This is a genomic window from Acidobacteriota bacterium, from assembly GCA_016208495.1.
In the GTDB taxonomy this organism is placed as follows: Bacteria; Acidobacteriota; Blastocatellia; order Chloracidobacteriales; family Chloracidobacteriaceae; genus JACQXX01.
The window spans coordinates 60,001-85,468 of sequence record JACQXX010000055.1; the positions used below are offsets into that span (position 1 = coordinate 60,001).

Here is a 25,468-nt window from a genome sequence, read left to right on the forward strand (position 1 = left end):
GTCTCCGCAGGCTTCGAGAACTGAAAATCACTGACCTGCTTGACGAAGGCTTCACAAGTGCAATAGGCTCCACACCCTGATGTCCTCTTCAGCCTGAGTCCTTGCCAGTCAAAATCCACATTTATTTCGAAGCAGAGATTCTAAAACCTCATGGCACGAAGCATATTCAAATCGAAACAGGCTCGACTGTTTCGGCGGTGGTTTCTTGAAGGCGCGCGTGATGTTTCATCCAAACCACATCACGACGGGGCTCCTCATCCTCATCCAACTCATCCCTGGTGGCAGGTCATGTGTTTGACCGGTGTGGATTATTTTTCCACACTTGGGTACCAGCCCAGCATTGCGTTTGTGGCGGCCAATGTGTTGTCCCCACTTGCAACCCTGGTTCTGGTCGCACTGACCATCTTTGGAGCGCTTCCAATTTACAGCCGGGTGGCGGCTGAAAGTCCCAATGGACAGGGAAGTATTTCAATGCTTGAAGACCTCCTCCCACGCTGGCGGGGGAAAGTCTTCGTTTTGTGTTTGCTTGGATTTGCGGCCACTGATTTTGTCATTACGATCACCCTTTCAGCGGCTGATGCCACGGCTCACCTCCTTGAAAATCCGTTTGCCCCACACTGGCTTGAAGGCCATCAGGTCGCTGTGACCTTTGCCTTGTTGTTGATGCTGGGAGCTATTTTTTTAAAGGGGTTCAAGGAAGCTATCGGATTAGCCGTCTTCCTGGTTGCGGTGTACCTTGTCCTGAATGTCATTGTTATTGCACGCGGGTGTATTGAAATCTTTAACCACCCCCACTACATCAGTTCTTGGAAGTTCGCTCTTTCAAGCGGTGAATATCAAGGGAACCCTCTGGTGATTATCGGGCTGGCGTTACTGGTATTTCCAAAACTGGCCCTTGGCCTGTCGGGATTTGAAACTGGAGTGGCGGTGATGCCGCTGGTTCAAGGTGACCCTTCAGACACGCATGACCAACCTGCTGGGCGAATTCGCAATGCCCGCCATTTATTGCGGACCGCTGCGCTGATTATGAGCGTGATGTTGATCGGCAGCAGTTTTGTGACGACGTTGCTGATCCCTCATGAGGCATTTCAAACCGGTGGGGAAGCCAGTGGACGGGCTCTGGCTTATCTGGCCCATAAGTATTTTGGAAAAGGATTTGGCACAACCTATGACCTGAGCACCATGGCTATTTTGTGGTTTGCCGGAGCCTCCGCTCTGGCTGGGTTGCTCAACCTGGTGCCGCGCTATTTACCGCGTTTTGGAATGGCGCCTGAATGGGCCAAAGCCAATCGCCCGCTGGTTGTCGTTTTTACGGTGATCACGCTTACTGTAACCTGGATCTTCAATGCGGATGTTGAATCCCAGGGCGGTGCTTACGCAACTGGTGTGTTGGTGCTGATGACCTCGGCGGCGGTGGCCGTGACCCTTTCGGTGTGGAAAGCCGGCTGGCGGCGATATGCTTTCCTGGCGATTACACTGGTGTTTGCCTATACCACGATTCAAAACATTCATGAGCGCCCGGAAGGGCTGAAAATTGCCTCGTTGTTTATCATTTCAATTGTTTTTACTTCGTTGATTTCACGGGCTTTACGGTCAACTGAACTGCGGATTCATAAAGTCAAATTCGATGAAACCGCCCAGCGGTTTTTGAAAGAGGTCGCCAAGGGAACGGTTCGGATTGTGACAAATCGCCCAGACCAGGGTACGGCTGAAGAATATGACAAGAAAGAGCGCGAAGCTCGCAATACCCACCACATTCCCAAAGGTGACCCGTTGCTGTTACTTGAAGTAAAAATCAGTGACGCCTCAGAATTTACCGATGATTTGCTTGAAGTGAGAGGTCTTCAGGTTGGACGCCATCGAGTCATTCGTTGTGAAAGCCCAGCGGTGCCAAATGCGATTGCCGCCGTGTTACTCCATGTGCGCGATACCACTGGTCAAATTCCCCACGTTTACTTCGGCTGGACCGAGGGCAATCCGGTGGTCTATGTCTTGAAATACATTGCACTTGGGGAAGGAGATACCGCACCTGTAACCCGTGAAGTATTGCGTCAGGCAATTACTGATCCAGATGACCGGCCCCGAGTCCATGTGGGGTGATCGAAAGACCTCGGGCTGAAGAAAGCGGGCTGAAGACCTCGGGTTCAGGGTATGAAACCCATTTTCTTCAGCCCTGAGCCCTGGTTTTTTCAGCCCCAAGCCCGATGTCTTCCGCCCCAACTCATGGTTCTCACAATGAAAAGAATTGCCTGATTTTATCCAGCATCAATTGTGAGCGGTCTGTAACCTGTTTGGCGACTTCGATCTCTGAAATTCTTGTTCTCAATTGTTCAATTTCCAGTTGCCGGTTTACCACCACCCGGCTCATCTCTTCAGCCAGTGTCGGGTGCTTTTTCAGAATCTCCCGAAATGCGGCGTGTCCCATGACATAGACCTCAACCTGGGTAATGGCAATAACTGTGGCCACTCGGGGCTCGCCGGTCAAGAGTGATATTTCTCCAAAGTATTCACCTGCCTGAATTTGTTTGATTTCCTGGTTATCCATTTGAATGCTCACCAGGCCGGAGTTGATGATATAGAAGTCTTCACCTGGCTCACCCTGGCGAAGAATGATTTCAGTTGGAGCATAAATTTGCTTTTGGACATTGGCCGCCAGTTCATGGCGATCTTCCTCACTGAGTAAGTCAAGGAATGGGATTGAGTTGAGATGGCGTTGAACGGTTCGAATTTCGACTTCACGAAAGTATGAATGTGATTCCTGGTCAATCCGGTGAAGCTGAATGGTGCTGGTGCCATACGGGTGATCAACGTCGGCTCGTTCCAGAGCGTACCAGATGCGGTCGCGGACATTTCCGTCAATAATGTCGCGGCGATGAAACGCGGTAATGAAGAAGCGAACCCAGTATTCAACCATCCCCGACTCCAGAAAGCGATAAGTAACCACACTTGGGGCCGGGTCCGTCAGGACTTCCGGGATCTCGGGGAGTATTTTGAGAATGGCTTCGTGGACTTTGCGTGGAGGAATGCGATAAGGCACTAAAATATAGATGTTGCGGCGGGCGACGTTCGTCGGTTTGGTGTAATTGAGAATTGAATTTTTGGCCAGAACCCCGTTGGGAATCGTCACTTCAACCCGATCAAGGGTAATCATTTTTGTGGCACGCCAGTTAATTTCAGTGACCTCTCCGAGTGGCTCATGTCCGTCAAGTTGAACCCAATCTCCGACATCAAATGGTTCTTGAATCTGAAGGGTGATCCCCGCCACCAAATTCCCAAGTGTTTCCTGGAGTGCAAACCCAATCACGGCTGTCAACAAAGCCGATGTGACCAGCAATGACCCGAGTTGGACCCCGGATACTTTCATCGTGACCAGCACGACGGCGACATATACCAATCCTTGGAAAATATCGCCGATAATTTTTGGTGTGGTTTGTGAAAATCGGGAGACAAACAGGGCTTCATAGAAAAATAAAAAACCAAGACGGCCCAGGCTGGTGAGGAGCAAAAAAATTGCGGTTATTTCCAGTATATTTTCAAGGCGGGCAAAGGCTGGGCGGGGTTCAAAGAACATATGGACCAGCACCAGCACGACATGGGCTGCCAGACAAAGAAGCGGAAACCGCAAACTGATTCGTCTGGTGGGAGGAAGCAGAAACCGGAGCACCACCAGAAGCAGCACCCCGGTGATCACTCCAATGTTGCTGAGTAACCCTTCACCGTCGATCAAAAACCGAATCAACCGGTGATCGAACGTCTCTTCTTGAAAAAAAGCAAAAGTTGACGGCGACCATTTAAAATTTTGAAAGTGAAGGGCTGGAATGATCATGGGTCTGGATCCTGATTTGGAATGCTGAACACATAGGGAAATAAATTGATCTGATTTGACAGAAACAACCACCAGTTCAAGCCCTGAGCCAGGGGAACTACAAATTCTTCAATAATTTCACTGCTGCCAAAGACGAAGCGATATTTGAACCTCTGACACCATTTCGAGTCTGAAGTTTTCAACCCCAAGCCCGACTTCTTCAGCCCAATGTTTTAAGAGGTATGATCGTGAATGACCCGCCAGCCTTCCGGAAGCTGCTTCAAAACCAGAGTAAACAATCCTTCTGAACTTTTTCCGTCTGAAAACACCAGTTTCCAGCGACCACGGGCCAGTGCGGTGTGACGCTCAAGTGGTAGAATTGAAATATCGGCAAACGTCAGCGTTCCCATTTCACGGCCTTCACCCTGATAGCGCCGTTTATAGCGCGCCAGTGTTTCATCCCAGCCACTGGTTTGGGTGGTGCCGGATGTAAAGGTCAGTTCCGGGGATCGCCAATATCCCTTCATAAATCCTTCCAAATCACCTCGGTTCCAGGCTGCCACTTGAGCATCCAGAACGGTGCGGACATCGCGGACTGTCTTTGTTTCACGAGGAGCTGTTTTTGAGGAAGTCGAAGCTGATTGCCGGGCATAACTCACTGGCACACAGCTTGTTATAAGCAGCAACAAGACGATGGATCGGAGTTTCATTGGCGATTGTCTCCAGGAAAAAGTGAGTCGGATGATGAGGTACCGCGATCAATCAGGCTATTTCAGGAGCCAGCAAGCTGCCTGGTGACCAGGTGTGATTTCGCGGAGCGGCGGCTCTGTGGTGCGGCATTCTTCTTTCATATAGGGACAGCGCGGATGAAAGCGACATCCCGAAGGGGGATTGATCGGGGTTGGGACATCACCAGTCAGTGGGATTCGATTTCGCCGCAAGGTTGGATCCGGGATCGGAATGCTGCTCAGAAGTACTTGCGTGTAGGGATGAAGTGGGTTCGCATAGAGTTCCAAGCTGGATGCCACTTCAACCAGTTTGCCCAGGTACATCACGCCAACCCGCGTACAGAGATGCTCGACCACCGCCAGCCCATGGGAAATGAACAAATAGGTAAGCTGAAACTGTGATTGCAAATCCTGGAGCAAATTGACGACCTGAGCCTGAACCGAAACATCAAGCGCTGAAACTGGCTCGTCAGCCACAATAAACCTGGGGTTTAATGCCAGTGCCCGGGCAATTCCAATCCGTTGCCGTTGCCCACCAGAAAATTCATGTGGATAGCGTGAAGCATAATCTGGTGACAGGCCGACCACGTTGAGTAATTCGGCTACGCGGTTGCAGCGCGAGTTTGCATCACCAATCCGATGAATCACCAGCGGTTCGGCCACAGCTTCACCAACCGTCATGCGGGGATTGAGCGAAGCATAGGGGTCCTGGAAAATGATCTGTAAGTCACGGCGTCTGGCGCGCATTTCCTTTCGAGAGAGTGCCAGAAGATTCTCACCTGCAAATCGGATTTCCCCAGCCGTCGGCTCGATCAACCGCAACATCAAGCGTCCGGTGGTGGTCTTTCCGCAGCCGGATTCGCCCACCAGACCAAAGGTTTCACCCGTTTGAATTGAAAAACTGATGTCATCCACGGCTTTGACCTGGGCTTGACCAGCCGGGAAATACTTTTTGAGGTTGTGGACTTCAATCAGGGGATTTGAAGGTGAAAGGTGATCGGTCATTCGAGTTGTTCCAGAACGTAAGGCGTTGGGTGCAAGGCAAGATAAGCCTGAAAATCACAGGTTGTGTTCAAACAAGCTAATCTCGACCCTGGCTTGCCGTCAACCGGCCTTCTGGACTGGACTCGCCGGTTTTCAGGAAGAAGTAGAAAAAGTTTAACCAGCAGTGGGAACTTTCCGCGCAAGAGGGTGTCTAACGCGAGTAACTCCCAAACAAGCAGGTTGCTTTTTCAGCAGAATCCAATTTTTCCGACAAGGTGCATGCGCATGATGCGAATCCAGGATATTGCCGCACTGTCACGCTCAACTGATCAGATTAATTCGTTGTCGGGCGGGACGGCTGCAACTGAAACTCGCTTGTCAGTGGCAGATGCTGAATTGCTGGCTCGCCTTCGAACCGGCAACCGGGAGGCTTTTGAAGAACTGGTCACGCGCTATCAGAGTACCATCTACAATCTGGCGTATCGGTTGTTGAATGATCCTGAAGATGCACGTGACGTAACCCAGGAAATTTTTCTCAAAATCTACCAGGCTGCCAGTTCATTCCGCGGTGAGTGCGAATTTCGCACCTGGATCTATCGCATCACGGTGAATCAGGTAGCCAATCAACAGCGATGGTGGCGACGGCGATGGCGGCGGGAAACCATTTCATTGGAAACGACCCAAACTGAAGATGGACAACCGCTGGCCGAACGCCTGGCCTGTGCCACGGATGATCCGGAACAAAAAACGCTGCTCCTGGAACAGCGTCAGCAACTCACGGCGGCGCTGGCGGCAATCAAGTTTGATTTTCGGGTCGCCGTGATTTTGCGGGATGTCAAGGAAATGTCCTATGAGGAAATTGCTGACGCCCTGCAAATCTCAGTCGGAACGGTCAAATCACGGATCGCCCGTGGGCGTGAAGAACTCAGGCGCCGTCTCAAACATCGCTTTTAAGGAAGGATATGATTGGAATTCTTTCTGGTGAAAGGAGACAGGGCACTATGATGGATTGCACTGTGTGTCAAGAACAAAGCTCGGCCTATCTTGATCTGGAACTCGAAGAAGGGGGACGAGCCGAAATTGAATACCACCTGGAAGTGTGCCCGGTCTGCCAAACCTATGTGCGTGAATTGCGGGCAGTTCAAACCGCGTTGGTCCCACTGTCCTCGGAACTGACCATTCCTGACGCGTGGAGTCGGCAATGGGTAGCGGCACTTGAGCAGGCTTCAGTCCCAGAGCACCACTCCTGGTGGCAGCCAGGTGCCTGGACCGACTGGCTTCAGGCTGCCCAGCCTCTTTTGGCCGGGTACGGGGTTGGGATTGCGGTGACCTGTGTGTTGTTTAGTGGCATTTTGTTTTCATTCAAGCCGATTTTTTCGCTTGGGACGCCTGATTACAAGATGGTGTATATCCAGGCCAATACCCGGCCAACAATGGATTCGAGCAGTATTGGCATGGCGAATTTACCGACCCAGCTCGCGGCGGCGAACCAGCCAATGGATTGTGTCATTTTTATCGCTGAAGTTTCGCCACAGGGGAAGGCGCAACTGGTTGAAATGGTCTCTCCAGTCAGTGATCCTGAGGTGACGGCACAGATCAGTGATGCTTTAGGCAAAAGCTCGTTTCAACCGGCAACGTATTTTGGTCACCCGGTTTCTTCACGGGTGGTGTTGATGATCGAGCAAATTTACGTTCGTGGATGAGTGGTTTCCTGCATAGCTCAGTTTCCCGTTTACATCTGACGAAGGGCGCTGTCACATCGTTGGCAGCGCCTCATTTTGTTTGCCCCAAAAAGCCCACCCAGCCGCAATCCCGCTTGACAGACTCGAAAAAATTTGCTTATTCTTACGGTTCGCCTTTTTATCGACCAAATCCAGATCATCTCAGAGAAAGCAATTATGTCAACTTACGTTCCTAGCGGCAAAAATCTGGAAGCCGAGCGCAAATGGTATGTGATTGATGCGGCAGGGCTTACCGTCGGTCGGTTAGCCTCTGAAGTAGCGCTTCTGTTAATGGGAAAACGCAATCCGAAATATACGCCATTTCTTGATGTTGGTGATCACGTGATCATCGTGAACGCCGAGAAAGTAGTGTTTACCGGAAATAAGCTGAATGACAAGTTCTATCGGCATTACACGTTTCATCCCGGCGGCTTGCGCGAAATTTCAGCCAAAGACCAGCTTCAGAAGCATCCTGAGCGTGTTTTGACCCTGGCGGTCAAAGGTATGCTTCCCAAAACCAAGCTTGGGCGCGCCATGGCTTCAAAACTGAAAGTGTGCATCGGTCCGACGCATCCCCATCAGGCGCAACAGCCAATCCCTTTGGAATTCAAATAAAGTTGTTGAAGCCGCCGCCAACAGGGCAGGCTTCGCGTTGAAGGAGTGGAAATCGTGGCAACTACACAATACTACGGAACAGGACGACGTAAAACCGCAGTCGCCCGTGTTTTTCTGCGCCCCGGTGATGGGAAAATTGTCGTCAACAAGCGGGCCTTTGAAAACTATTTTCCAAACGAAGTTCACCGCATGGTGATTCGTCAACCCTTGCATGTGACCGATACGGCCAGCAAATTTGATCTCTATGTCACCGTTCGCGGTGGCGGGATCTCAGGTCAGGCAGGCGCGGTGCGACACGGTATTACTCATGCCTTGCTCGCCCTTAACGCCGAATTCCGCCGGCGGTTGAAGAAAGCTGGATTTATCACCCGCGATCCCCGTGGGAAAGAGCGCAAGAAATACGGCCAAAAAGGTGCTCGGAAGCGCTTCCAGTTTTCGAAGCGTTAATTCGTTTCCCAACAACAGCTTGGAATGGTCTGGTACCTGGGTGGGAGTCACATGTGGGCTTCCACCCTATTCCATCATCGCCCAGCAGGGATTGTCCGACAGGCGTCGGGTCGTGGGCGACTGAATACATAAATCAACCATCTCAACTTATCTATTCTCGATAGAGGAAAGGACGGTCTCTCTTGGCAGTCGTTGTGACCATGAAAGAATTACTCGAAGCTGGCGTCCACTTTGGCCACCAGGTTCGACGATGGAACCCGAAGATGCGCGAATATATCTTCGGCGAACGGAACGGGATCTACATTATTGACCTGCAAAAGACGCAGCGGCTTTTGAAAGAATCTATGCGTTTTGTGACGCAGTCGGCTGCCGAAGGGAAGAACTTCCTGTTTGTGGGCACCAAGCGGCAGGCGCAGGAAGCCATTGCCGAAGAAGCCGTGCGGTGCAACATGTTTTATGTCAACCATCGGTGGCTGGGTGGGTTCCTGACCAACTTCCAAACCATCCAGAAATCCATCAAGCGCTTAAAAGATCTTGAAGCGATGCGGACCGATGGTCGCTATGAAGCGCTGACGAAGAAAGAAATCATCAAGCGCGAAAAAGAGCGTGAAACGCTTGAGCGCAACCTCGCGGGGATCAAATCCATGGGCCGCTTGCCGGATGTGATCTTTGTGATTGATACCAAAAAAGAAGAAATTGCGGTCGCTGAAGCCAACCGGCTGGGCATTCCAGTGGTGGCAATTGTTGATACCAACTGTGATCCAGGCGGGATTGACTTTGTGATCCCAGGCAATGACGACGCATTGCGTTCAGTGCGATTGATCAGCTCCAAGATTGCCGATGCGATTTTGGAAGGCCGTCAGATGGGCGTTGAAAAGGCTGAAACCCCTGAGGTTGTCCCCGCCGCTGGTGGTCGCCGTCAGGCCGAAGCCGTCGCTGCGGCGAGCGCTTCGTCACCGGAAACAGCTCCCCAGGCAACTGCTGAATAAGCAAATGCAGGAAGAACTGGCTCAATAGAAATTATGAATGATGAATTATGAATGATGAAAAACGTATCTGACTGAATAACAGATACGTAGCTGTTTTCTGATTCATAATTCATCACTTGTAGTTCGTAACGTACTCGATAGAGTTTTTTGGAGGTCGCATGGCGGAAATTACCGCAGCAGCAGTGAAAGCCCTGCGTGATAAAACGGGCGCAGGGATGATGGAATGCAAATCCGCTCTGATTGAAGCAGCGGGTGATGAAGAAAAAGCAATTGTTATTTTGCGCAAGCGCGGAAGTGCGAAAGCAGAATCAAAACAGTCCCGTATTGCGGCTGAAGGACTCGTTGAATCCTACATCCACGCCGGTGGCCGAATTGGGGTGCTGATCGAAGTCAATTGCGAAACGGATTTTGTTGCCCGTGGCGATGAATTCCGCGAACTGGTGCGCGACATTGCGCTGCAGATTTGCGCGATGGATGCCCAGTATGTCACCGCTGATGAAATCCCGGCTGACGTGATTACCAAAGAGCGTGAAATCGCCCTGGCACAGGTGGCCGGTGATCCAAAGACGGCAAACAAGCCAGAAGCTATCCGCAATAACATTGTGGAGAGCCGCCTGAACAAATTCAAAGCCGAAGTTTGCTTGATTGATCAGCCATTTGTGAAAGATCAAAGCATCACCATCAATGATTTATTGAAGGAAAAAATTCAGAAGACCGGTGAAAACATCCGGATTCGACGCTTTGTTCGCTTTAAACTTGGCGAAGGTATCGAAAAGAAAGAAGTTGACTTCGCCAGTGAAGTCGCCGCAATGCAGCGCTAAGCACATTGCTCCAACGCCCCGCCCAAGATGACTTAGGCGGGGCGTTTGTTTCTCATCTGATTTTTTTCCGGCATCAGGAGTGAAAATAGGAATGAGTGCCGCCAGCGAAAACACTTCATCAACCGAAACCTCCCGCCCTACTCCACAATTCAAACGGATTCTTCTCAAACTCAGTGGTGAAGCTCTTGAAGGAAGTCGGGGCTTTGGAATTGATCCCACAACCGTTAGACAAATTGCCGAACAGGTGCGCGACGTCCATGCGCTGGGTGTCGAAATTGCCCTGGTAATTGGCGGAGGAAATATCGTCCGCGGGGCTGAAGCCAGTTCCGCCGGAATTGACCGCGCTCAGGGTGATTATATGGGCATGCTGGGCACGGTGATTAACTGCCTGGCGCTGCAAAGTGCCCTGGAAAAACTCAATATTCATACCCGGGTGATCTCCGCCATTGAAATGCGGCAGGTCGCTGAACCCTTTATTCCACGACGCGCGATCCGCCATTTGGAAAAAAAGCGGGTCATTATCTTTGGCGCTGGAACCGGAAGCCCTTTTTTTACAACGGATAGTGCCGCGGCTTTGCGAGCGCTGGAAATTAAAGCCGAGGCAATTCTCAAAGCCACAAAAGTGGATGGGATTTACACCGCCGACCCGGTTTCCGATACAACTGCTCAACGCTATACTCATGTGAGCTATCAGCAGGTACTTGAAAAAGGTCTCAATGTCATGGATGCTTCGGCCATTGCTTTGTGCAAAGACAATCAAATGCCGATCATCGTGTTCAACTTGCTGGTTTCTGGGAATATTTTTCGAGTCGTTACTGGTGAGTCAATCGGGACCTTTGTTGGGGCTGGGGCCACCCAGTTCGCTGCCCACGGTTAGCCGATGCCTGCCTGATCCCCATACTAAAGAGGAAGGAAAAATCAATATGACTGCTGACATCATAAAGGATGCAGTTGCACGAATGGATGCCACTGTGGAAGATGTGCGCCGTAAATTGACCAGTTTTCGCACCGGGCGAGCTTCAGTGAGTTTGCTGGATCGCATTGTGGTCGAATCATATGGAACTGAAATGCCCTTGAATCAGGTCGGTTCGATCAACGCTCCTGAACCGGCACTGCTGGTGGTTCAACCCTGGGATCCATCGCTGATTGGCGCCATTGAACGTGCCATTCGCAGTTCGGATTTGGGGCTTAATCCTTCAAATGATGGGAAAGTGGTTCGGATCCCGATTCCGCCCTTGACCCAGGAACGCCGCAAACAACTTGCCAAAGCGGTGCGTGATACGGCTGAAGAACATCGAGCCGGGTTACGCAATATTCGCCGGGATGCCAACGACCACCTGAAGAAGCTTTTGAAGGACAAACAGATTTCTGAAGATAATGAACGGGATGCGTTGGATCAAATCCAGAAGCAGACCGATGCCCATATCACCAAAATCAATGATCTGGCCAAACATAAAGAAGAAGAAATCATGAAAGTTTGAGCTTCTTTCCCTAGAGATTGGTCCTCAGAACACTCCATCAAAAAGCAGAAAAGCGGCCTCACGAGGCCGCTTTTGGTTTTATGGACTGACCAGATTTGATGAAAAAGATCAAAGTCCAAAGAATTCGCGAATCAACCCCAGCATTTGATTTTGAGTTGCATTGACATGGCTTTGCTGGAGTTCCTCATCAATTCCTGCAACGGTGGCATCCAGTTCAAGCCGACGTTTGGCCAGGATGTGGGAAATGTCTTCGGCAATTTCAGGTCGAGCAATCAGAATGGATTGAAACGCGTCTTTATCAAGCCGAAAACACTCAACATCCTCAAGTGCCGTCACGGTGGCCAGCCGGGGTTGACCGGTCATCAAAGACATTTCGCCGAAGATGTCACCGGGGCCGAGTCGCCGGACTTCTTTTTCCCGCAACTCGCCATGAATTGGGTCTTTGACGGCCACGTGAACTGAAACAGAACCTTTGGTAAGAATATAGAGCCAGTGGGCTTCGTCACCCTGGCGGGTTAAATCTTCACCTTGACTAAAAGGGGAATCCACCAGATGGACTGACAGGTCGCGGAGCTCAGATTCATTAAATGTGTGAAACAGATCAACGCTCTGAAGGGCATTGAGTCGTTGTTGTACAATTTGTTCTTCTTTGCGTTCTTTCCACTTTTTGTTTTCTTCGACCGTGAAGATCCGTTGCGCTGGAATCGAAAGTGAGATTCCAGCCCGTTTTAAGGCGTAAAAAATCCGTGTCCGGACGATGGAATCGGTCGGGGCATCAATGGCCAGATCGGTGAGCCAGTACCGAACCGCATACTGGCAATAACTTTCCTTAAAATCATAGAGCAGCGTGTGTGCCGCCGGAGTGGTTGCGACACCCGGAATGCTGGATTTTTGAAGGGCAGTGTCAACTCGCTCAATGACTTCAGCCGGAGGAAACCGAAAATCAACGTTGAAATAAATCCAGCGCCGGGTTTGCAGCGGCTGTTTTTGGCGTTTGCCATAAATCAATACCTGTCCTTTGACCAACTGGCTGTTTGGAATAATGACCGTGTCCCAATTGCGGGTTTCAATCGAGGTGAACCGCCAGCGGACTTCTTTCACCTGGCCGATGTGTTCATCCACTTTGACCCAGTCGCCCTCCTGGATCGCGTGTTCGAGCTGCAACGTTAGCCCAGCCATCACATTGCCCAACGTGTCTTGCAGCGACAACCCAATCACGGCGGTCACAATCGCTGAGGTCGTAATCAGACTGGTGATGTTCACCCCAAGTTTGGCCAGGAGTGAAAAGGTAACCATCACATAGGCCACCAGGATCGAGATATCACGAATAATCCGGGGCAGCGAAATCCGCAGAACTGGGAGAAAGACTTCGAAGACCAGGACTGAGCCAAAGTTGACGAGCGTGATGCGAAACATCAAGACCGCAACCACCAGCAAACTGCCACCGGTCACTAGAAACCCAACGGCTTGAAGGAGTTGAGCGATTGGGACCAGCAAAAAGTAAAGCCCGTACAGCAGCAAGGTATTCCGAATATACTTGCGTTCAGTCGGGACATACTTCCAAATAATCACCACACTGATCAGCACCACAAGGGTGATCCAGTGGGTATCTTGTGCCAGCAGGTCAGCTTTCAGTAACTGGAGAAACGTCTGCATTTCACCGCCTTATGAGTCGGTGGACTGAAGAAAACGGGCTGAAGAAGTGGCGCTGAAAATGATGGGCCCGGGATGAAAAACCTGTTTTCTTCAGCCCGTTTTTTTCAGCCCGTTTCTTCAGCCCGCTTTCTTCAGCCCGTTTCTTCAGCCCGTTTTCTTCAGCCCGCTTTTACGGAGATCAGTATTCGCTTTCGTCCACTTCGAAATTGGCTGAGATTTTTTGAACATCGTCGTGGTCATCGAGCGCGTCATAGAACTTCAGCATGGCCTGGGCGTCTTTGCCTTCAAGTTTGACAGAGGTTTTCGGCACCATCGTGATTTCAGCCGAAATCGGGGACAATCCTGCATTTTTGATGGCTTCATAGACATCGTTAAATGTTTCAGGAGAGGTCAGCACTTCCCACACGGTGTCTTCATCTTTGAGGTCATCCGCTCCCGCTCCCGCCACCAATTCAAATAATTCTTCTTCTGATTTGGCATCTTTATCGAGCACGATGACACCCAGATAGTCAAACATCCAGCCGACACAGCCGCTTTCACCCAAATTCCCGCCATTTTTTGAAAACAGGTGGCGCAGTTCTGAAACGGTTCGGTTGCGGTTATCAGTGGTCGCCTGGACCATAATTGCCACCCCAGCCGGGCCGTAGCCTTCATAGGTAATTTCTTCGTAGGTCAGACCTTCAATTTCACCAGTTCCGCGCTTAATGGCCTTGTCAATTGTATCGTTGGGAACATTTTCAGCCTTGGCGTCACTGACCGCTTTACGCAGCCGTGCGTTTGATCCCGGATCACCGCCCCCCATTCGGGCCGCAACCGTGATTTCTTTCACCATTCGGGTCGTGATTTTTCCACGTTTGGCATCGAGCGCACCCTTCTTATGTTTAATCGTATGCCATTTACTATGTCCAGACATGACAATCCTCGGAAAATAATAGAGATGATCGCTTTACCACTGACAGTGGTTGCAAGTGATGAAGAGGTTTTCAGGAGAAAACTCAAGACTATAGCAAGTTGATGTGTGATTGAAAACAGAAAACTCTAGCACGGTTGATGGACGGCGTAAATCGTAGGGGAATGCCAGGCTACTCCGGGAAAATCCGAAGGAAAAACAGTGCCAGTTGATTTTGAAATTGACAAAAATACAGCAAGTGTTCAGGATAGCACAGCATTTTGTATTTCAGTTCATTCAAATAAAAAAGCTTCAGTGTCTTTCTCGATTTTCTCAGGACCCTCAACTTCTTCTCAAGAGCCAATCAAAACAAGCTTGTGCACCGCCTTAACATCGCAAGGTGACTGGCAGTCTGTGGTTCGTGTTTGCGAAAAGGGTTTGTTGATAGATGCCGATGCCGCTTCACTCTGAGGGAAGAACAACAAACAAAGAAGAAAATACATAGAGGGGATAACGAGGTTTTTCATGTCGCATAGGATTTTAATTGTTGACGATGAAATGGATACCGCACAGATGTTGCGGGTGATTTTAGAATCCCGGAATTATCTTTGCTCAATTGCTTCAAACGGGAAAGATGGTCTTCAACTCATTCTCGATGAAAAACCGGACCTGGTCTTGATGGATTACATGATGCCAATCATGACTGGGGTTGAAGCCTTCAAACTGCTCCGACGCATTGAATCCAGCACCAGCAACCGACCAACGCCGGTCATTATGCTGACGGCCAAATCTGATAATGAAGACGAACAGAAAGAACTGCTTGACCTTGGGCTGCGTGCCTACATCACCAAACCGTTCCGGTATCAAATGTTATTAGAGACTATCGGAAAAATCGTGACCGAACCTCATTAAGGCGCGTTTTTCTTCCCTGTGAACCGGCCCCACCTGAAACGATAGTCATGTTCTCAGGTGGCCAGTTTTGACTTCCCCTGTGTGATTTTTCCCACGTGATTCAAAAATCCTTCGAGCACCGCCGCCGGCGCCTCAACCTGCGGATAATGCCCAATTCCTTCTAATCCAACCACATCTGGATTTGGGATCAATTCCCGATACCGCTCGACCATATGAGCGCCCGAAACCGGATCCGCGAGCCCGTTGATGACCCGCAACGGGACCCTGGTCTGTTGGAGCGTTCCCACCCAGCGTTCACGAAATCGTTTCCGTTCACCGATATACCTGATCAATTTGTGGGCAATCTGTGTTCCCTGATTGGTGGAATTGAGTGTCCAAAAGGCGGTCAATTCTTCGGCTGAAGGTTGTGTTTGCGCACCAAAAACAGCCGACAGGCTGCGACAGAATTTTTCCTCGGTAATCAGTTTCCCAATCAACGGTCCAAGTGGTGAGTTGAGGAGCTTTTGGATAAATCGGGCCCGATGGACTTCTGGAAACAAGCCTCCATTGAGAAAACAAACCGACACAATTTCTAACCCTGACTGACCGTGCCGGGAACGATCTTCAAAGCGCGCCAGCAGTTCCTGGGCCACCGTGTCGCCATAGTCGTGGGCAAAAATATGCGCCCGGTCAATGTTGAGATGATTCAGGATTGTTTCGTGCAAAGTGGCCTGGTCAAGGATCGAGTATTCATAAGTGTGAGGCTTGTCAGAAAATCCAAACCCGATCATATCCAGGGCGAGCACCCGAAACCGACTGGTCAATTCCGGCCAAATGCAGTGCCAATCCCACGAGGCGGTTGGAAATCCATGAATGCACAGGACGGGGAATCCCGCACCTTCGTCACGGTAAAAAATCTGGTGGCCACGATAGGAAAAGAATTTTCCACGAGTTTTCCAGTCAGTTAATGTCATAGGCGGTATTTTAGGGTTCAGGGTTCGGGGTTCAGGGTTCGGGGTTCAGGGTTCAGGGTTCGGGGTTCGGGGTTCGGGGTTCGGGGTTCCGGGTTCCGGGTTCCGGGTTCCGGGTTCCGGGTTCCGGGTTCCGGGTTCCGGGTTTTCGAATTTATGTCCTTTTCTTTCCACCCCGGAACCCTGAACCCCGAACCCCAAACCCTGAACCCGGTTTTTTATTTGGCTTTGATTCGAAATGTGCTGGAAACCCCTTCACCGATATTTCCAGCCGCATCACGGGCTGTCACTTTGATCACGGCCTGTTTTACTTTTTGAACCGGCGACGTGACAGTAAAGACCTGGGTTGTGCCTGGTAAGCCGGTTGCTAACGAGAGACCGAAGCTTTGGCCACCATCGCTCGAAAGCAGAATGTCGTGTGAGGTAACTCCGACATTATCTTGAGAGGTCCAACTCACCTGGAATGAAAAGGTTTTGATTTTAGCCCCACCAACTGGAGAAAGCACCGAAACTCCTGGCGCGGTGGTATCGCTTCCATTTCCACCTTCAGGTGCCACAAACCGAATGTAGCGCGGTACGACGCCAAACCCGCTTCCGCTGCCTTGCAGATTGTATCCGCTGGCCACCCAACCGGATGGATCAACGCTGCTCTGACGAACTCGAAGGTAATCTCCCCAGACATCGCTATTTGGTCCACGATTCCCGACACCGACGACCAGAATATCCAGATTTGATAATTCCGTGCCAGAAGCTGATTTTGAGACCAGGGCTCCGAAGGAAGGGAACAGCCGCCCCCCAGCCCAACCAATCACACCACCAAGTTTCCCGGCGGCGTTTGGGGCTAGCGACGGATAGAAAAAGGCAAAGTTTAGATTCCAAATCGCTCCATCCTCAACCAGTGCTTTCGACGCTTCATCCACTGTTACATAGTGGACATAGGGGAACGGAAATTGACCTAACCCACCAGTTCCTCGCGCGGCATTCCACAAAAACCCAACCTTCCCGCCAGAAACCCAGGCTGATAAAACCCGGTCATCTGATCGAAGGCAAGGGTTGGCCCCGTCACCGTCAATGCAGGTGTTATCCCGAAAGGGGTAGGCGGCGTGCGAAACGTCATTGATTGCAACGTCGGGGCTGGATTCCGGCCAACTAAAGATCCGCAGGGAACTGTTGGTCCGGTGTCCGGCCCAGTACATCGTTGTCGTGGCACCCTGGGCTGGGGAACTAAAGAAGTCTTCCCCAGTGGCATAATATCCAATCGAAAGATTGCCACCAGTTGCCAGTTCACTGAGTGGGGCGCGGAAAATCGCACTTGCCCGATAGTCGTCTGAACGGGTGTAAATATTGATGGTGAAATACAAAAAGCTATTGCTAATAGTTAAATGTGGGTAATCAAACCAGTCTGAATCGGAAATTCCTTCAATCAATTCAGGCTCGAAATCATAGTACATCCAGTCACCCGCCGGATTATTGGTGACAGCGATTCGGACCACATTGCCGGATGAATTATTGACATACTGCAACAGCCACACCATCAAGTTCTGATTTGGGGCAAACACCGTGTCCTGGTCACAACAAAACCCATCGGCGGCTGAGGGAAAAAAATTGTAGGGATCCACATATCGAAATGACCCACCGCCATCGGTTGAAACCGCCGCAAACCAGTTGGCAGTGTAAAAAACATTGTTTCCACCTTCGGCGGCTGTCGGCTCGCTGACCAGGCTTTTGTCAGAAGATACCTCGCCCAATGACGTGTTGGTTAGAAGTTGAATACTGCTGGATTGACGGGCCGTTGTCCCCACGTTTGTTGCTGGAATAGTCGGCGGCCCCGTTCGCAATCGGGCTCCTGGATCAGCAATGGTCGGGGGACGTTTTTCCCGTTCTGCTTTCTCCGAGCGTTGCCGGCGTTCAAGCTGACGGGCGGTAAGTTCGTGGAGCGTCTGGGCCGTAGGCGCTTTCTGACGGTTTGGTGAGATGGTGGCTGTTCCCTGAATGGTCTTTGAAAGCCGGGTATTTTCCTGTTGTGGAGCTGATTTGACAGCCGTGGTCGCTTTGCGGCCAGCGAGTCCTTTCGGCTTCGGCCCAGGTCGCTGACTGGGTGCGGCTGATTGACGGCGGTTGGGCGATTGGTTTAGTGCCACATGATTTCCAGACACACTGTGAGGCAATCTCAAAAAACTTCCCAAAAGCATTGCCAGCCCGAAAACCAGCAATGCCCGCGACCAAATCGTGTTAAACATAATTCAATCCTTCTTTCGAGTGACAACGTGACAACGTGACAGGATGATAAAATGACAAGGTGACAAAATGACAGGATAACAATCAGATTTTTGTCACTGTGTCACCTTGTCACTGTGTCACCTTGTCATCTTGTCACTGTGTCATCTCTTCATCCTTGCCATTTCACAATGCCATCAACCGTGGCAATGGTGATGGGGTGATAGCCTGGACGTGCTTTGCGATAAATAGACATTGCCCGTTCACGGCCTTCCGGAGTCTTGACCAGTTCTTCATAGAGCGGTTTGATCAGTTTCCGGCGGCCAATCGTGACCAGATATTCTTCTAGTTTGGGATAGGCAGTTTCATAGCGATTGCGAATGGCCAGCAGCAACCACTGATGGGCAACTTCTGAGTTACCGGAACGGGTTAAGTCAAAAGCTTTGTCGAGTTCAGCCAGTTTGGCGGGTGCCACGGGTTGGGTCGTGATAAACCGCAGGAAGTGAAGCCATTCGTGCGAAATCCATTTCTGGGTATTCATTCCACTGGCCGGGATCTCACCCGAGAGCCAGCGTTTGGCCTGGGTTTCGACGTTGCTGAAGGCATCAGACATTGGTTTGGGCGCATTGGCTGGGACGCCAGCTTTGAAAATCCATTCTTCAAGCGGAATCTGGGCCGCGGCTTTCGCGTCCTGGCTCATCAGGTTTTTGTTCAAATAATCCAGAAAATCGCCCGTTGTAATGCTCTTAAAGGCAAAGTGATCAAAGTAGTTGCGAACAAACACGTCAAAGCGTTCGCGACCAAACGCATCTTCCAGATGGCGAAGGAAGAGCGCGCCTTTTTCATATGGGACTTTGGTAAACCCATCATCCGGGTCACGGTCTTTCAAATCAACATAGAGAATTTCGTCCCGTTCCTCAAAGTCATCCAGATTTTCCTGCAAATCCTGGCGGCCCAGAACCGCTTCCATCCGTTCCTGGTCTTTGCCATAGACGGCTTCAACAATTCGTCGTTCGAGATAGGTAGTAAACCCTTCATTGAGCCAGAAATCGCGCCACGTGGCATTGGTCACCAGGTTGCCTGACCAGGAATGTGCCAGTTCGTGGGCAATCAGTGAAACCAGGCTTTTGTCCCCGGCCAGAATGGTTGGCGTGGCAAAGGTCAGTTTTGGATTTTCCATTCCGCCAAACGGGAAGCTCGGCGGCAAAATGAGCAGGTCATAGCGTCCCCACCGATAGGGACCATAGAGCTTTTCGGTAATCTCGATCATTTTTTCGGTGTCGTTCAATTCCTTGGCTGCTTTTTTCAGCATGGCGGCTTCGGTGTACACACCGCTTCGCTTGCCAAGTGATTGAAACTTAATGTCTCCGACCGCCAGTGCAATCAAATAAGCGGGAATTGGCTGCGCCATTTTGAACGAGTAATCGCCATCCCGTCTGGTCTTCGGGTCGTTGTCGGCACTCATCACCGCCAGCAGATTTTTGGGGGTGCGGATTCGCGCATTGTAGCTCACACGGACTTGCGGGCTGTCCTGGAGTGGAATCCAGCTCCGGGCGTGAATGGCCTGTGACTGGGTAAACATGTAGGGCGATTTTTTCCCAGCCGTTTGCGATGGGTCGAGCCACTGAACCCCCGAGGCTTTGGGGCTGGTTTCATAGGTGATGCGGACATGGGTCGCCTGAGCCGGAAGCTGCACGGTCAGCGGTGCCCCAAGAATCGGGTCGGCGGCACCAACTTCAAATTTGGTTTCACTGAATGTTTTTCCGTCCACTGAAGCCTCAGCCTTGGAGATGGTGAGGTCCCGCGTATCGAGCCGCAATGGCGTGGCGGCATCTTTTGAGAAACGTTCGAGTTCCAGCGTCGCCGTCCCTGTGAGCATTTTTTGCTCAAAGCGGACTTCCAGATCCAGGTCCACATGTTTGACCCGAATCTGGTCTGGAGCGGAAAAGGAGTGGATGTCGCGGTGAGCATCAGGGCCAATTTGGGCAAAGGTTGAAGCGGAAAGTGAGAACGTCATAAACACCACAAAGAGAACAAGACGAATAGCAAATTTCATCAGAAAAAACTCCGAAAGGGATTGGGGGTGAAATACAATGTGCGCCGGTCTTGAAAGAAAGAAGCTTTTTAGCAAGTCAATGGATGCACGACAACTGGAATTTGACCGCTGGCCGCCGTATTCTGTGTTTCTCTCCAACCAGGCATCTCCGGTACTCGACATTTTCTGTTTTCGTGAGGATTCTTATGCATGGTTTGCGCAATGACTTCTTGTGTGCGATTCGTTCACTCAAACAACACGCTGGTTTTTGGTTGATTGCCGTGGTGACACTCGCGCTTGGAATTGGTGCGAACGTTTCAATTTTCAGTGTGTTCAATGGTGTGTTACTCAAACCGTTACCCTATCCGGCACCAGACCGGATCGTCCACTGTTTTACTTCGCACATCGAGCGAAAAGGAGAGTTTAGCAACTCAGCTCACGATTTTGCCGATTGGCGACAGCTCAATCAGTGCTTTGAGAGCATAGCTTCGTATCGCTCAATTGATCTCAACTATTCCGGCACCGATCAGCCGATCCGGTTCCAGGGCTCACTTGTCTCACCAGGGTTTACCCGCGTCCTGGGTGTCGCTCCATCATTAGGGCGAGCCTTTATTCAAGAAGAAGAACAACAGGGAAAGCATCGCGTCGTCTTGCTGAGTCACAAAACCTGGAACGGGACTTTTGGCGCCGATCCAAACATCATTGGTCGAACCCTGACTTTCAATCAGGAACCCTATCAGGTGATTGGCATTATGCCCGAAGGGTTTGGGTTTCCGACGCTTGAAGTGGACATGTGGACGCCGCTCACGCTCGACCTGTCACCTGATACCCGTGGAAATCATTACCTGCGCTCGATTGCCCGGCTCAAACCTGGGGTGAGCCTGCCGCAGGCTCAGTCGGAAATGGACGCGATTTCCAGGGATCTGCAGCAGCGGTTCCCTGAAACCAACGCCATGAGCGGGGTGAAGCTGGTTTCGATGTATGAGCGATTAACCCGTGACATCCGACCTGCGCTCCTGGTCCTGTTGGCCGCCGCCATTGCCGTTCTGCTGATTGCCTGTGCCAACATTGCCAATTTGCAACTGGCTCGAATGACCGCCCGCAGCCGCGAAATTGCGGTTCGTCTGGCGGTGGGCGCCAGTCGCTGGCAGCTTTTGCGGTTGTTTCTGGTTGAAAGCTGGTTGTTGACTCTTCCGGGTGGACTGCTTGGTCTGCTGCTGGCTGTACTTGGAACACCCTACATCCTCAAGATTGATCCAACCAATATTCCGCGAGTGGCTGAAATTGGACTCGATTGGCGGGTGCTTGCCTTTGCAATTGGCCTGACGGTGGTCACCGGGCTGGGATTTGGGATAACGCCAATCTTTCAGGCATTTGAAGACAACGTCGGTGAAAAACTAAAAAGTAGAGGGGAAGGCGGCGGGCATCTCACCTGGCGATATGTGCGCAACACGATTGTGGTGGCTCAAGTTGCCCTGGCGCTGGTGCTCCTGCTCGGGGCCGGGTTGTTCCTGCGGAGTTTTCTCTCGCTCCAGCAAACACAGCTTGGATTTAACCCAACCGGCATTCTTACTGCCAGGGTGACGATCCCCACAGCTCGTTACAAGGAGTATGTTTCACGTGAAACGTTCTTTCGGTCCGTGATGCGCGAAGTCGAAGCCTTTCCGAACCTTCAATCAGCAGCGGCGGTTTCTGAGTTGCCTTTAACCGGTGCCAGAACCGCGACCACTTTTCAATTCCTGAATCTTGCCGGCAGTGACCCCACCCAATCCCAGCAGACCGACTATCGAGTCGTAACTCCGAATTATTTCAAAACAATGGAGATTCAGTTCCTGCAGGGGCGTGACCTGACTGATCGGGATAGCGCAAAAGCCCCAGGTGCCGTGGTTGTCAACGAAACGTTTGTCTCCCAGTTTTTGCGTGGCGAAGAACCGCTTGGGAAAAAACTGACTTTTGACGATCCCCAAAAATCCTTTGAAATTGTTGGTGTGGTGCGCACGATCAAACACGATGGGGCACTCGAAGATACACTTCCCGAAGTCTATATGAGCCTCCAGCAACAACCGGTAACCTCAATGTTTCTTGTTTTGCGCAGCTCAAATCCTTCCAGCCTCAGCTCCTTATTACAGCCAGCCGTCAGCCGGGTTGATAAAGATGTGCCGGTCCATAATGTGCGCACGTTGGCTTCGCGATTAGGGGAATATCTCGCGCCATATGAACTCAACGCTCTGTTGACCGGCATTTTCGGGAGCGTGGCCCTCGCGCTGGCGGCGATTGGGATTTTTGGGGTGATGAACTATGTCGTTTCCCAGCGAATCCACGAAATTGGCATTCGCATGGCACTCGGTGCCCAGCAGCCGGATGTGATTTGGATGATTCTTCTTCAAGGGCTCAAGCTGGCTGGATTCGGTATTGCCATTGGATTGGCGCTCGCGCTGGCTTCACTCCGGCTACTGGATAAGTTGTTGTATGGAGTAAGTCCAACAGATTCCACTACTTTCGCCGTGGTCGCCATCACATTTCTTGGGATCGCCACGCTGGCCTGCTTTATTCCGGCCCGCTGGGCCTCGAAGGTGGATCCGCTGGTGGCCTTGCGGTATGAATAGGGTGACAAAATGACAAGGTGACAAGGTGACAAAGGTGACAGAGTGACAAGGTGACAGGGGGACAAAGATGACAGAGTGACAGGGGGACAGGTGGCGAGACTTTTTAGTTTTTTGTGTAAATGGCGAGACTGAATCTTTTAGCTCATTTTTAAGTTTAGATAAGCTGTTTATACTCAATATTTAGTGACTAAAGAAAGAGCCAATCACCTGGGTTTTCCAGGTTAAATTGACTGGTTACAGAAAGAATTGAATAGTTTCTTCATTTTCTGTCATTTTGTCACCTGTCGTCACCCCCTCACCCCGTCACCCTGTCACCTTGTCATTCCACCCTCCGTTTCCCCAACCTGATTTGCGCCAGTGGGGGGATTGTGATAAACCTTCGAGACTTGCCTCTTTATCAAACATTTGCCTCTCTCGCAGGAAAGGTTACTTCATCAATGACTTCGATGGTTCGCGGATCAAATCCTTCTCGAACACCGAAAATCCGAAGCACCACGGTTTTGGCTGTTCGACGTGATAACAAAGTGGTTATGGCTGGTGATGGTCAGGTCACGATGGGGCCAACCGTAGTCAAGTCGGGGGCCCGCAAGATTCGCCGTCTGTATAATGAAAAAATCCTCGCCGGATTTGCCGGCTCAACGGCGGATGCCTTTGCGTTATTTGGCCGGTTTGAATCGAAGCTTGAGCAATATCACGGCCAGCTTTTTCGGTCAGCGGTTGAACTGGCCAAAGATTGGCGAACCGATAAATTTCTCCGCCATTTAGAAGCGCTGCTCCTGGTGGCCGATGAAAAATCAATCTTGATGATTTCCGGGACTGGCGACTTGATTGAACCTGATGAACCAATTATGGCGATTGGGTCTGGCGGCCCATATGCCATTGCGGCGGCTCGCGCACTGCTGACTCATACTGAACTTCCGGCACGTGCTATCGCTGAAGAAGCGATGAAAATTGCAGCCGATATTTGCATTTACACGAATCCAAACCTGATTATCGAGGAACTGTAAGCGTCACTCATCTGGCACAGTCATTGCCTTGCCAGTTGATCGGTCGAGCGGTTGAAGGTAGAAAATAGTTGAATTCAAATGGTTTATCAGCTCTGATCTCCGGTCATGAGCCCCTGGTTTTCACCTTTCAGCCTGCGCCCTCAACCTCTACCCACAGTTCATCATTTAACCCAGAGACTTGTACCAGAAAAAATGCGAGAAAGCCCCGTCCTCAACCGCGCAGCGGTAGGGCGGGGATGAATCGCAACCGCTGAAAAAACCAGCCTGAACGACCTTAAACAAAGTAATAAATCTTGCCGGAAACGGTAGCTTTGCGGTAGAGTTAACCTATGAGAAAAAAAGCAGATAAACTCCGGCAACCCCCAACGCCATCGTTTGTGGCTGAGTTTGAATTGGAATCGAATTCGGCGGGGTTCGCGGCGTTGAAGAAGATGCTGAATGCCTATCGGCAAGTCTATAATGCGGTGCTGGGCGAATTGCACCGACGGTTGAAGCGGGCGCGAAACTCTCCGGAATGGGAAGCGGCGCGGAAGATGCCGAAAGGGTCTGAGGAACGCAAAGCGGCGTTTGCCGAGGTGCGGAAGAAATACGGACTGTCGGTCGGCGAGGCGCAAAAGATTGGCCAGCGATTGGTTGAAGGACATTTTGTCAAGTTGACGAATTCGCGAATTGTGCAGCAAGTGGCGAAACGAGCCTGGCGAGCGATTGAGAAGGTGATGTTCGGGAAGGCCAAACGGGTGCGGTTCAAACGGCGGGATGAATTCCAGTCGTTTGAAACCAATGCCAACGACACTGGAATCCGGGTGGTGATCACGACCGGGACGGTGTGTGTTGGAAAGTTGACCTTTGAATTCAAAGCGGATGAGAAAAACCCGTACCACGTCCACGCACTCAAACACCGGGTTAAATACACCCGAATCGTCAAACGGGTGATCAATGGGCAGTCACGATGGTTTGTGCAACTGATCCTGGAAGGAAAGCCCTACCGTGATCCGAAGAAACACACCATTCAGAATGGAGAGCGGGTGGGACTTGATTTTGGACCGTCACTGATTACCGTTTCGACCGCCACCGACAGCTTTCAAGAACCGCTCAGCCAGGAACTCGACCGCCGACAGGCTGAAATCCGGAGACTCCAGCGGCGATTGGACCGCAGCCGGAGGGCGACCAATCCACACAACTACCAGCCAAACGGGACGGTCAAACAGGGCCGGAAGCGGTGGCACCAGTCCTCCCGCTACCAGCGGACGAAGCAGCAACTTCAGGATCTGGAACGCCGCAAAGCCGCTCACCGCAAGAGTCTCCACGGACGGTTGGCCAACCGGATTGTCCGGCTTGGCAACCAGATTCACACGGAAAAAGTCAGCTATCGCGGCTGGCAAAAGCAGTTTGGACGATCAATCCAGCATCACTCGCCATCAGCCCTGGAAGGCATGTTAACCCGCAAAGCCGAAGCGCTCGGGGGTGGCACACGGCTGATCAACACCTTCCAAACCGCCCTTTCTCAAACCTGCCTGTGCGGGAATCGAAAGAAAAAATCCCTCTCGGAGCGAACCCACCGGTGCGACACCTGCGGGTTCACCGCTCCGAGAGATGAATTTTCAG

At 51.2% G+C, this 25,468-nt stretch carries 22 protein-coding genes; 14 read left to right on the forward strand and 8 right to left on the reverse strand.

Annotated features, from left to right (window positions below):
• Positions 1-150 precede the first annotated feature (150 nt).
• Positions 151-2,100 (forward strand): amino acid transporter, encoded by a 1,950-nt coding sequence (locus HY774_09600; protein ID MBI4748734.1) that lies wholly within the window; start codon positions 151-153, stop codon positions 2,098-2,100.
• A gap of 130 nt (positions 2,101-2,230) precedes the next feature.
• Here the strand turns inward: HY774_09600 and HY774_09605 are convergent, their stop codons facing one another.
• The 3 genes from HY774_09605 to HY774_09615 form a co-directional block, all read right to left on the reverse strand.
• Entirely contained in the window at positions 2,231-3,826 is a 1,596-nt protein-coding gene (locus tag HY774_09605; GenBank protein MBI4748735.1) for a mechanosensitive ion channel, read from the reverse strand.
• Positions 3,827-4,038: 212 nt separating this feature from the next.
• Positions 4,039-4,515, reverse strand: coding sequence for a nuclear transport factor 2 family protein (locus tag HY774_09610; protein MBI4748736.1), 477 nt, complete (start codon positions 4,513-4,515; stop codon positions 4,039-4,041).
• Between the two features lie 57 nt (positions 4,516-4,572).
• Positions 4,573-5,538: an ATP-binding cassette domain-containing protein gene (locus HY774_09615; GenBank protein ID MBI4748737.1), complete on the reverse strand. Its 966-nt coding sequence runs from the start codon at positions 5,536-5,538 to the stop codon at positions 4,573-4,575.
• Positions 5,539-5,802: 264 nt separating this feature from the next.
• On the opposite strand from HY774_09615, the gene HY774_09620 reads away from it, so the two are divergent.
• The 8 genes from HY774_09620 (at position 5,803) to frr (ending at position 11,591) form a co-directional block, all read left to right on the forward strand.
• Positions 5,803-6,471, forward strand: a complete 669-nt coding sequence (locus HY774_09620) for a sigma-70 family RNA polymerase sigma factor (protein MBI4748738.1) — start codon at positions 5,803-5,805, stop codon at positions 6,469-6,471.
• A 47-nt stretch (positions 6,472-6,518) separates the two neighbouring features.
• On the forward strand, positions 6,519-7,220 hold the full coding sequence (locus HY774_09625; GenBank protein ID MBI4748739.1) for a zf-HC2 domain-containing protein: 702 nt from the start codon (positions 6,519-6,521) through the stop codon (positions 7,218-7,220).
• Between the two features lie 192 nt (positions 7,221-7,412).
• Entirely contained in the window at positions 7,413-7,853 is a 441-nt protein-coding gene (rplM, locus tag HY774_09630; protein ID MBI4748740.1) for a 50S ribosomal protein L13, read from the forward strand.
• A gap of 54 nt (positions 7,854-7,907) precedes the next feature.
• Positions 7,908-8,300, forward strand: coding sequence for a 30S ribosomal protein S9 (gene rpsI, locus HY774_09635; GenBank protein ID MBI4748741.1), 393 nt, complete (start codon positions 7,908-7,910; stop codon positions 8,298-8,300).
• A gap of 200 nt (positions 8,301-8,500) precedes the next feature.
• A complete protein-coding gene (rpsB, locus tag HY774_09640; GenBank protein ID MBI4748742.1) occupies positions 8,501-9,289 on the forward strand; it encodes a 30S ribosomal protein S2 in 789 nt (262 codons plus the stop codon).
• A 158-nt stretch (positions 9,290-9,447) separates the two neighbouring features.
• Positions 9,448-10,110 (forward strand): translation elongation factor Ts, encoded by a 663-nt coding sequence (tsf, locus tag HY774_09645; GenBank protein ID MBI4748743.1) that lies wholly within the window; start codon positions 9,448-9,450, stop codon positions 10,108-10,110.
• 91 nt (positions 10,111-10,201) lie between these two features.
• Complete coding sequence (locus HY774_09650; GenBank protein MBI4748744.1) at positions 10,202-10,987, forward strand: UMP kinase; 786 nt, start codon at positions 10,202-10,204, stop codon at positions 10,985-10,987.
• A 46-nt stretch (positions 10,988-11,033) separates the two neighbouring features.
• Positions 11,034-11,591 carry a ribosome recycling factor gene (gene frr / locus HY774_09655; protein ID MBI4748745.1) on the forward strand — a complete coding sequence of 186 codons (558 nt, stop codon included), beginning with the start codon at positions 11,034-11,036 and terminating at the stop codon, positions 11,589-11,591.
• Between the two features lie 108 nt (positions 11,592-11,699).
• On the opposite strand, the gene HY774_09660 is transcribed toward frr, so the two are convergent.
• Entirely contained in the window at positions 11,700-13,247 is a 1,548-nt protein-coding gene (locus HY774_09660; protein MBI4748746.1) for a mechanosensitive ion channel, read from the reverse strand.
• Between the two features lie 178 nt (positions 13,248-13,425).
• Positions 13,426-14,160, reverse strand: a complete 735-nt coding sequence (locus HY774_09665) for a YebC/PmpR family DNA-binding transcriptional regulator (protein ID MBI4748747.1) — start codon at positions 14,158-14,160, stop codon at positions 13,426-13,428.
• A 198-nt stretch (positions 14,161-14,358) separates the two neighbouring features.
• Between HY774_09665 and HY774_09670 the strand changes: the two genes are divergently transcribed.
• Entirely contained in the window at positions 14,359-14,607 is a 249-nt protein-coding gene (locus HY774_09670; GenBank protein MBI4748748.1) for a hypothetical protein, read from the forward strand.
• A gap of 54 nt (positions 14,608-14,661) precedes the next feature.
• Entirely contained in the window at positions 14,662-15,048 is a 387-nt protein-coding gene (locus tag HY774_09675) for a response regulator (protein ID MBI4748749.1), read from the forward strand.
• 53 nt (positions 15,049-15,101) lie between these two features.
• Here HY774_09675 and HY774_09680 read toward each other — a convergent pair whose 3' ends face one another.
• The 3 genes from HY774_09680 to HY774_09690 form a co-directional block, all read right to left on the reverse strand.
• Positions 15,102-16,001 carry an alpha/beta hydrolase gene (locus HY774_09680; protein MBI4748750.1) on the reverse strand — a complete coding sequence of 300 codons (900 nt, stop codon included), beginning with the start codon at positions 15,999-16,001 and terminating at the stop codon, positions 15,102-15,104.
• Positions 16,002-16,216: 215 nt separating this feature from the next.
• Positions 16,217-18,238, reverse strand: a complete 2,022-nt coding sequence (locus HY774_09685; GenBank protein MBI4748751.1) for a hypothetical protein — start codon at positions 18,236-18,238, stop codon at positions 16,217-16,219.
• 149 nt (positions 18,239-18,387) lie between these two features.
• Entirely contained in the window at positions 18,388-20,271 is a 1,884-nt protein-coding gene (locus HY774_09690; GenBank protein MBI4748752.1) for a M1 family metallopeptidase, read from the reverse strand.
• 185 nt (positions 20,272-20,456) lie between these two features.
• Here HY774_09690 and HY774_09695 point away from each other — a divergent pair, with 185 nt between their 5' ends.
• From HY774_09695 to HY774_09705, 3 genes are all read left to right on the forward strand, one after another.
• The gene (locus HY774_09695; GenBank protein MBI4748753.1) at positions 20,457-22,856 is read left to right on the forward strand and encodes an ABC transporter permease; all 2,400 of its coding nucleotides are present in this window, start codon (positions 20,457-20,459) and stop codon (positions 22,854-22,856) included.
• Between the two features lie 446 nt (positions 22,857-23,302).
• Positions 23,303-23,863 (forward strand): ATP-dependent protease subunit HslV, encoded by a 561-nt coding sequence (hslV, locus tag HY774_09700; GenBank protein ID MBI4748754.1) that lies wholly within the window; start codon positions 23,303-23,305, stop codon positions 23,861-23,863.
• A gap of 329 nt (positions 23,864-24,192) precedes the next feature.
• The coding region (locus tag HY774_09705) for a transposase (protein MBI4748755.1) at positions 24,193-25,468 on the forward strand (1,276 nt) is incomplete at its 3' end.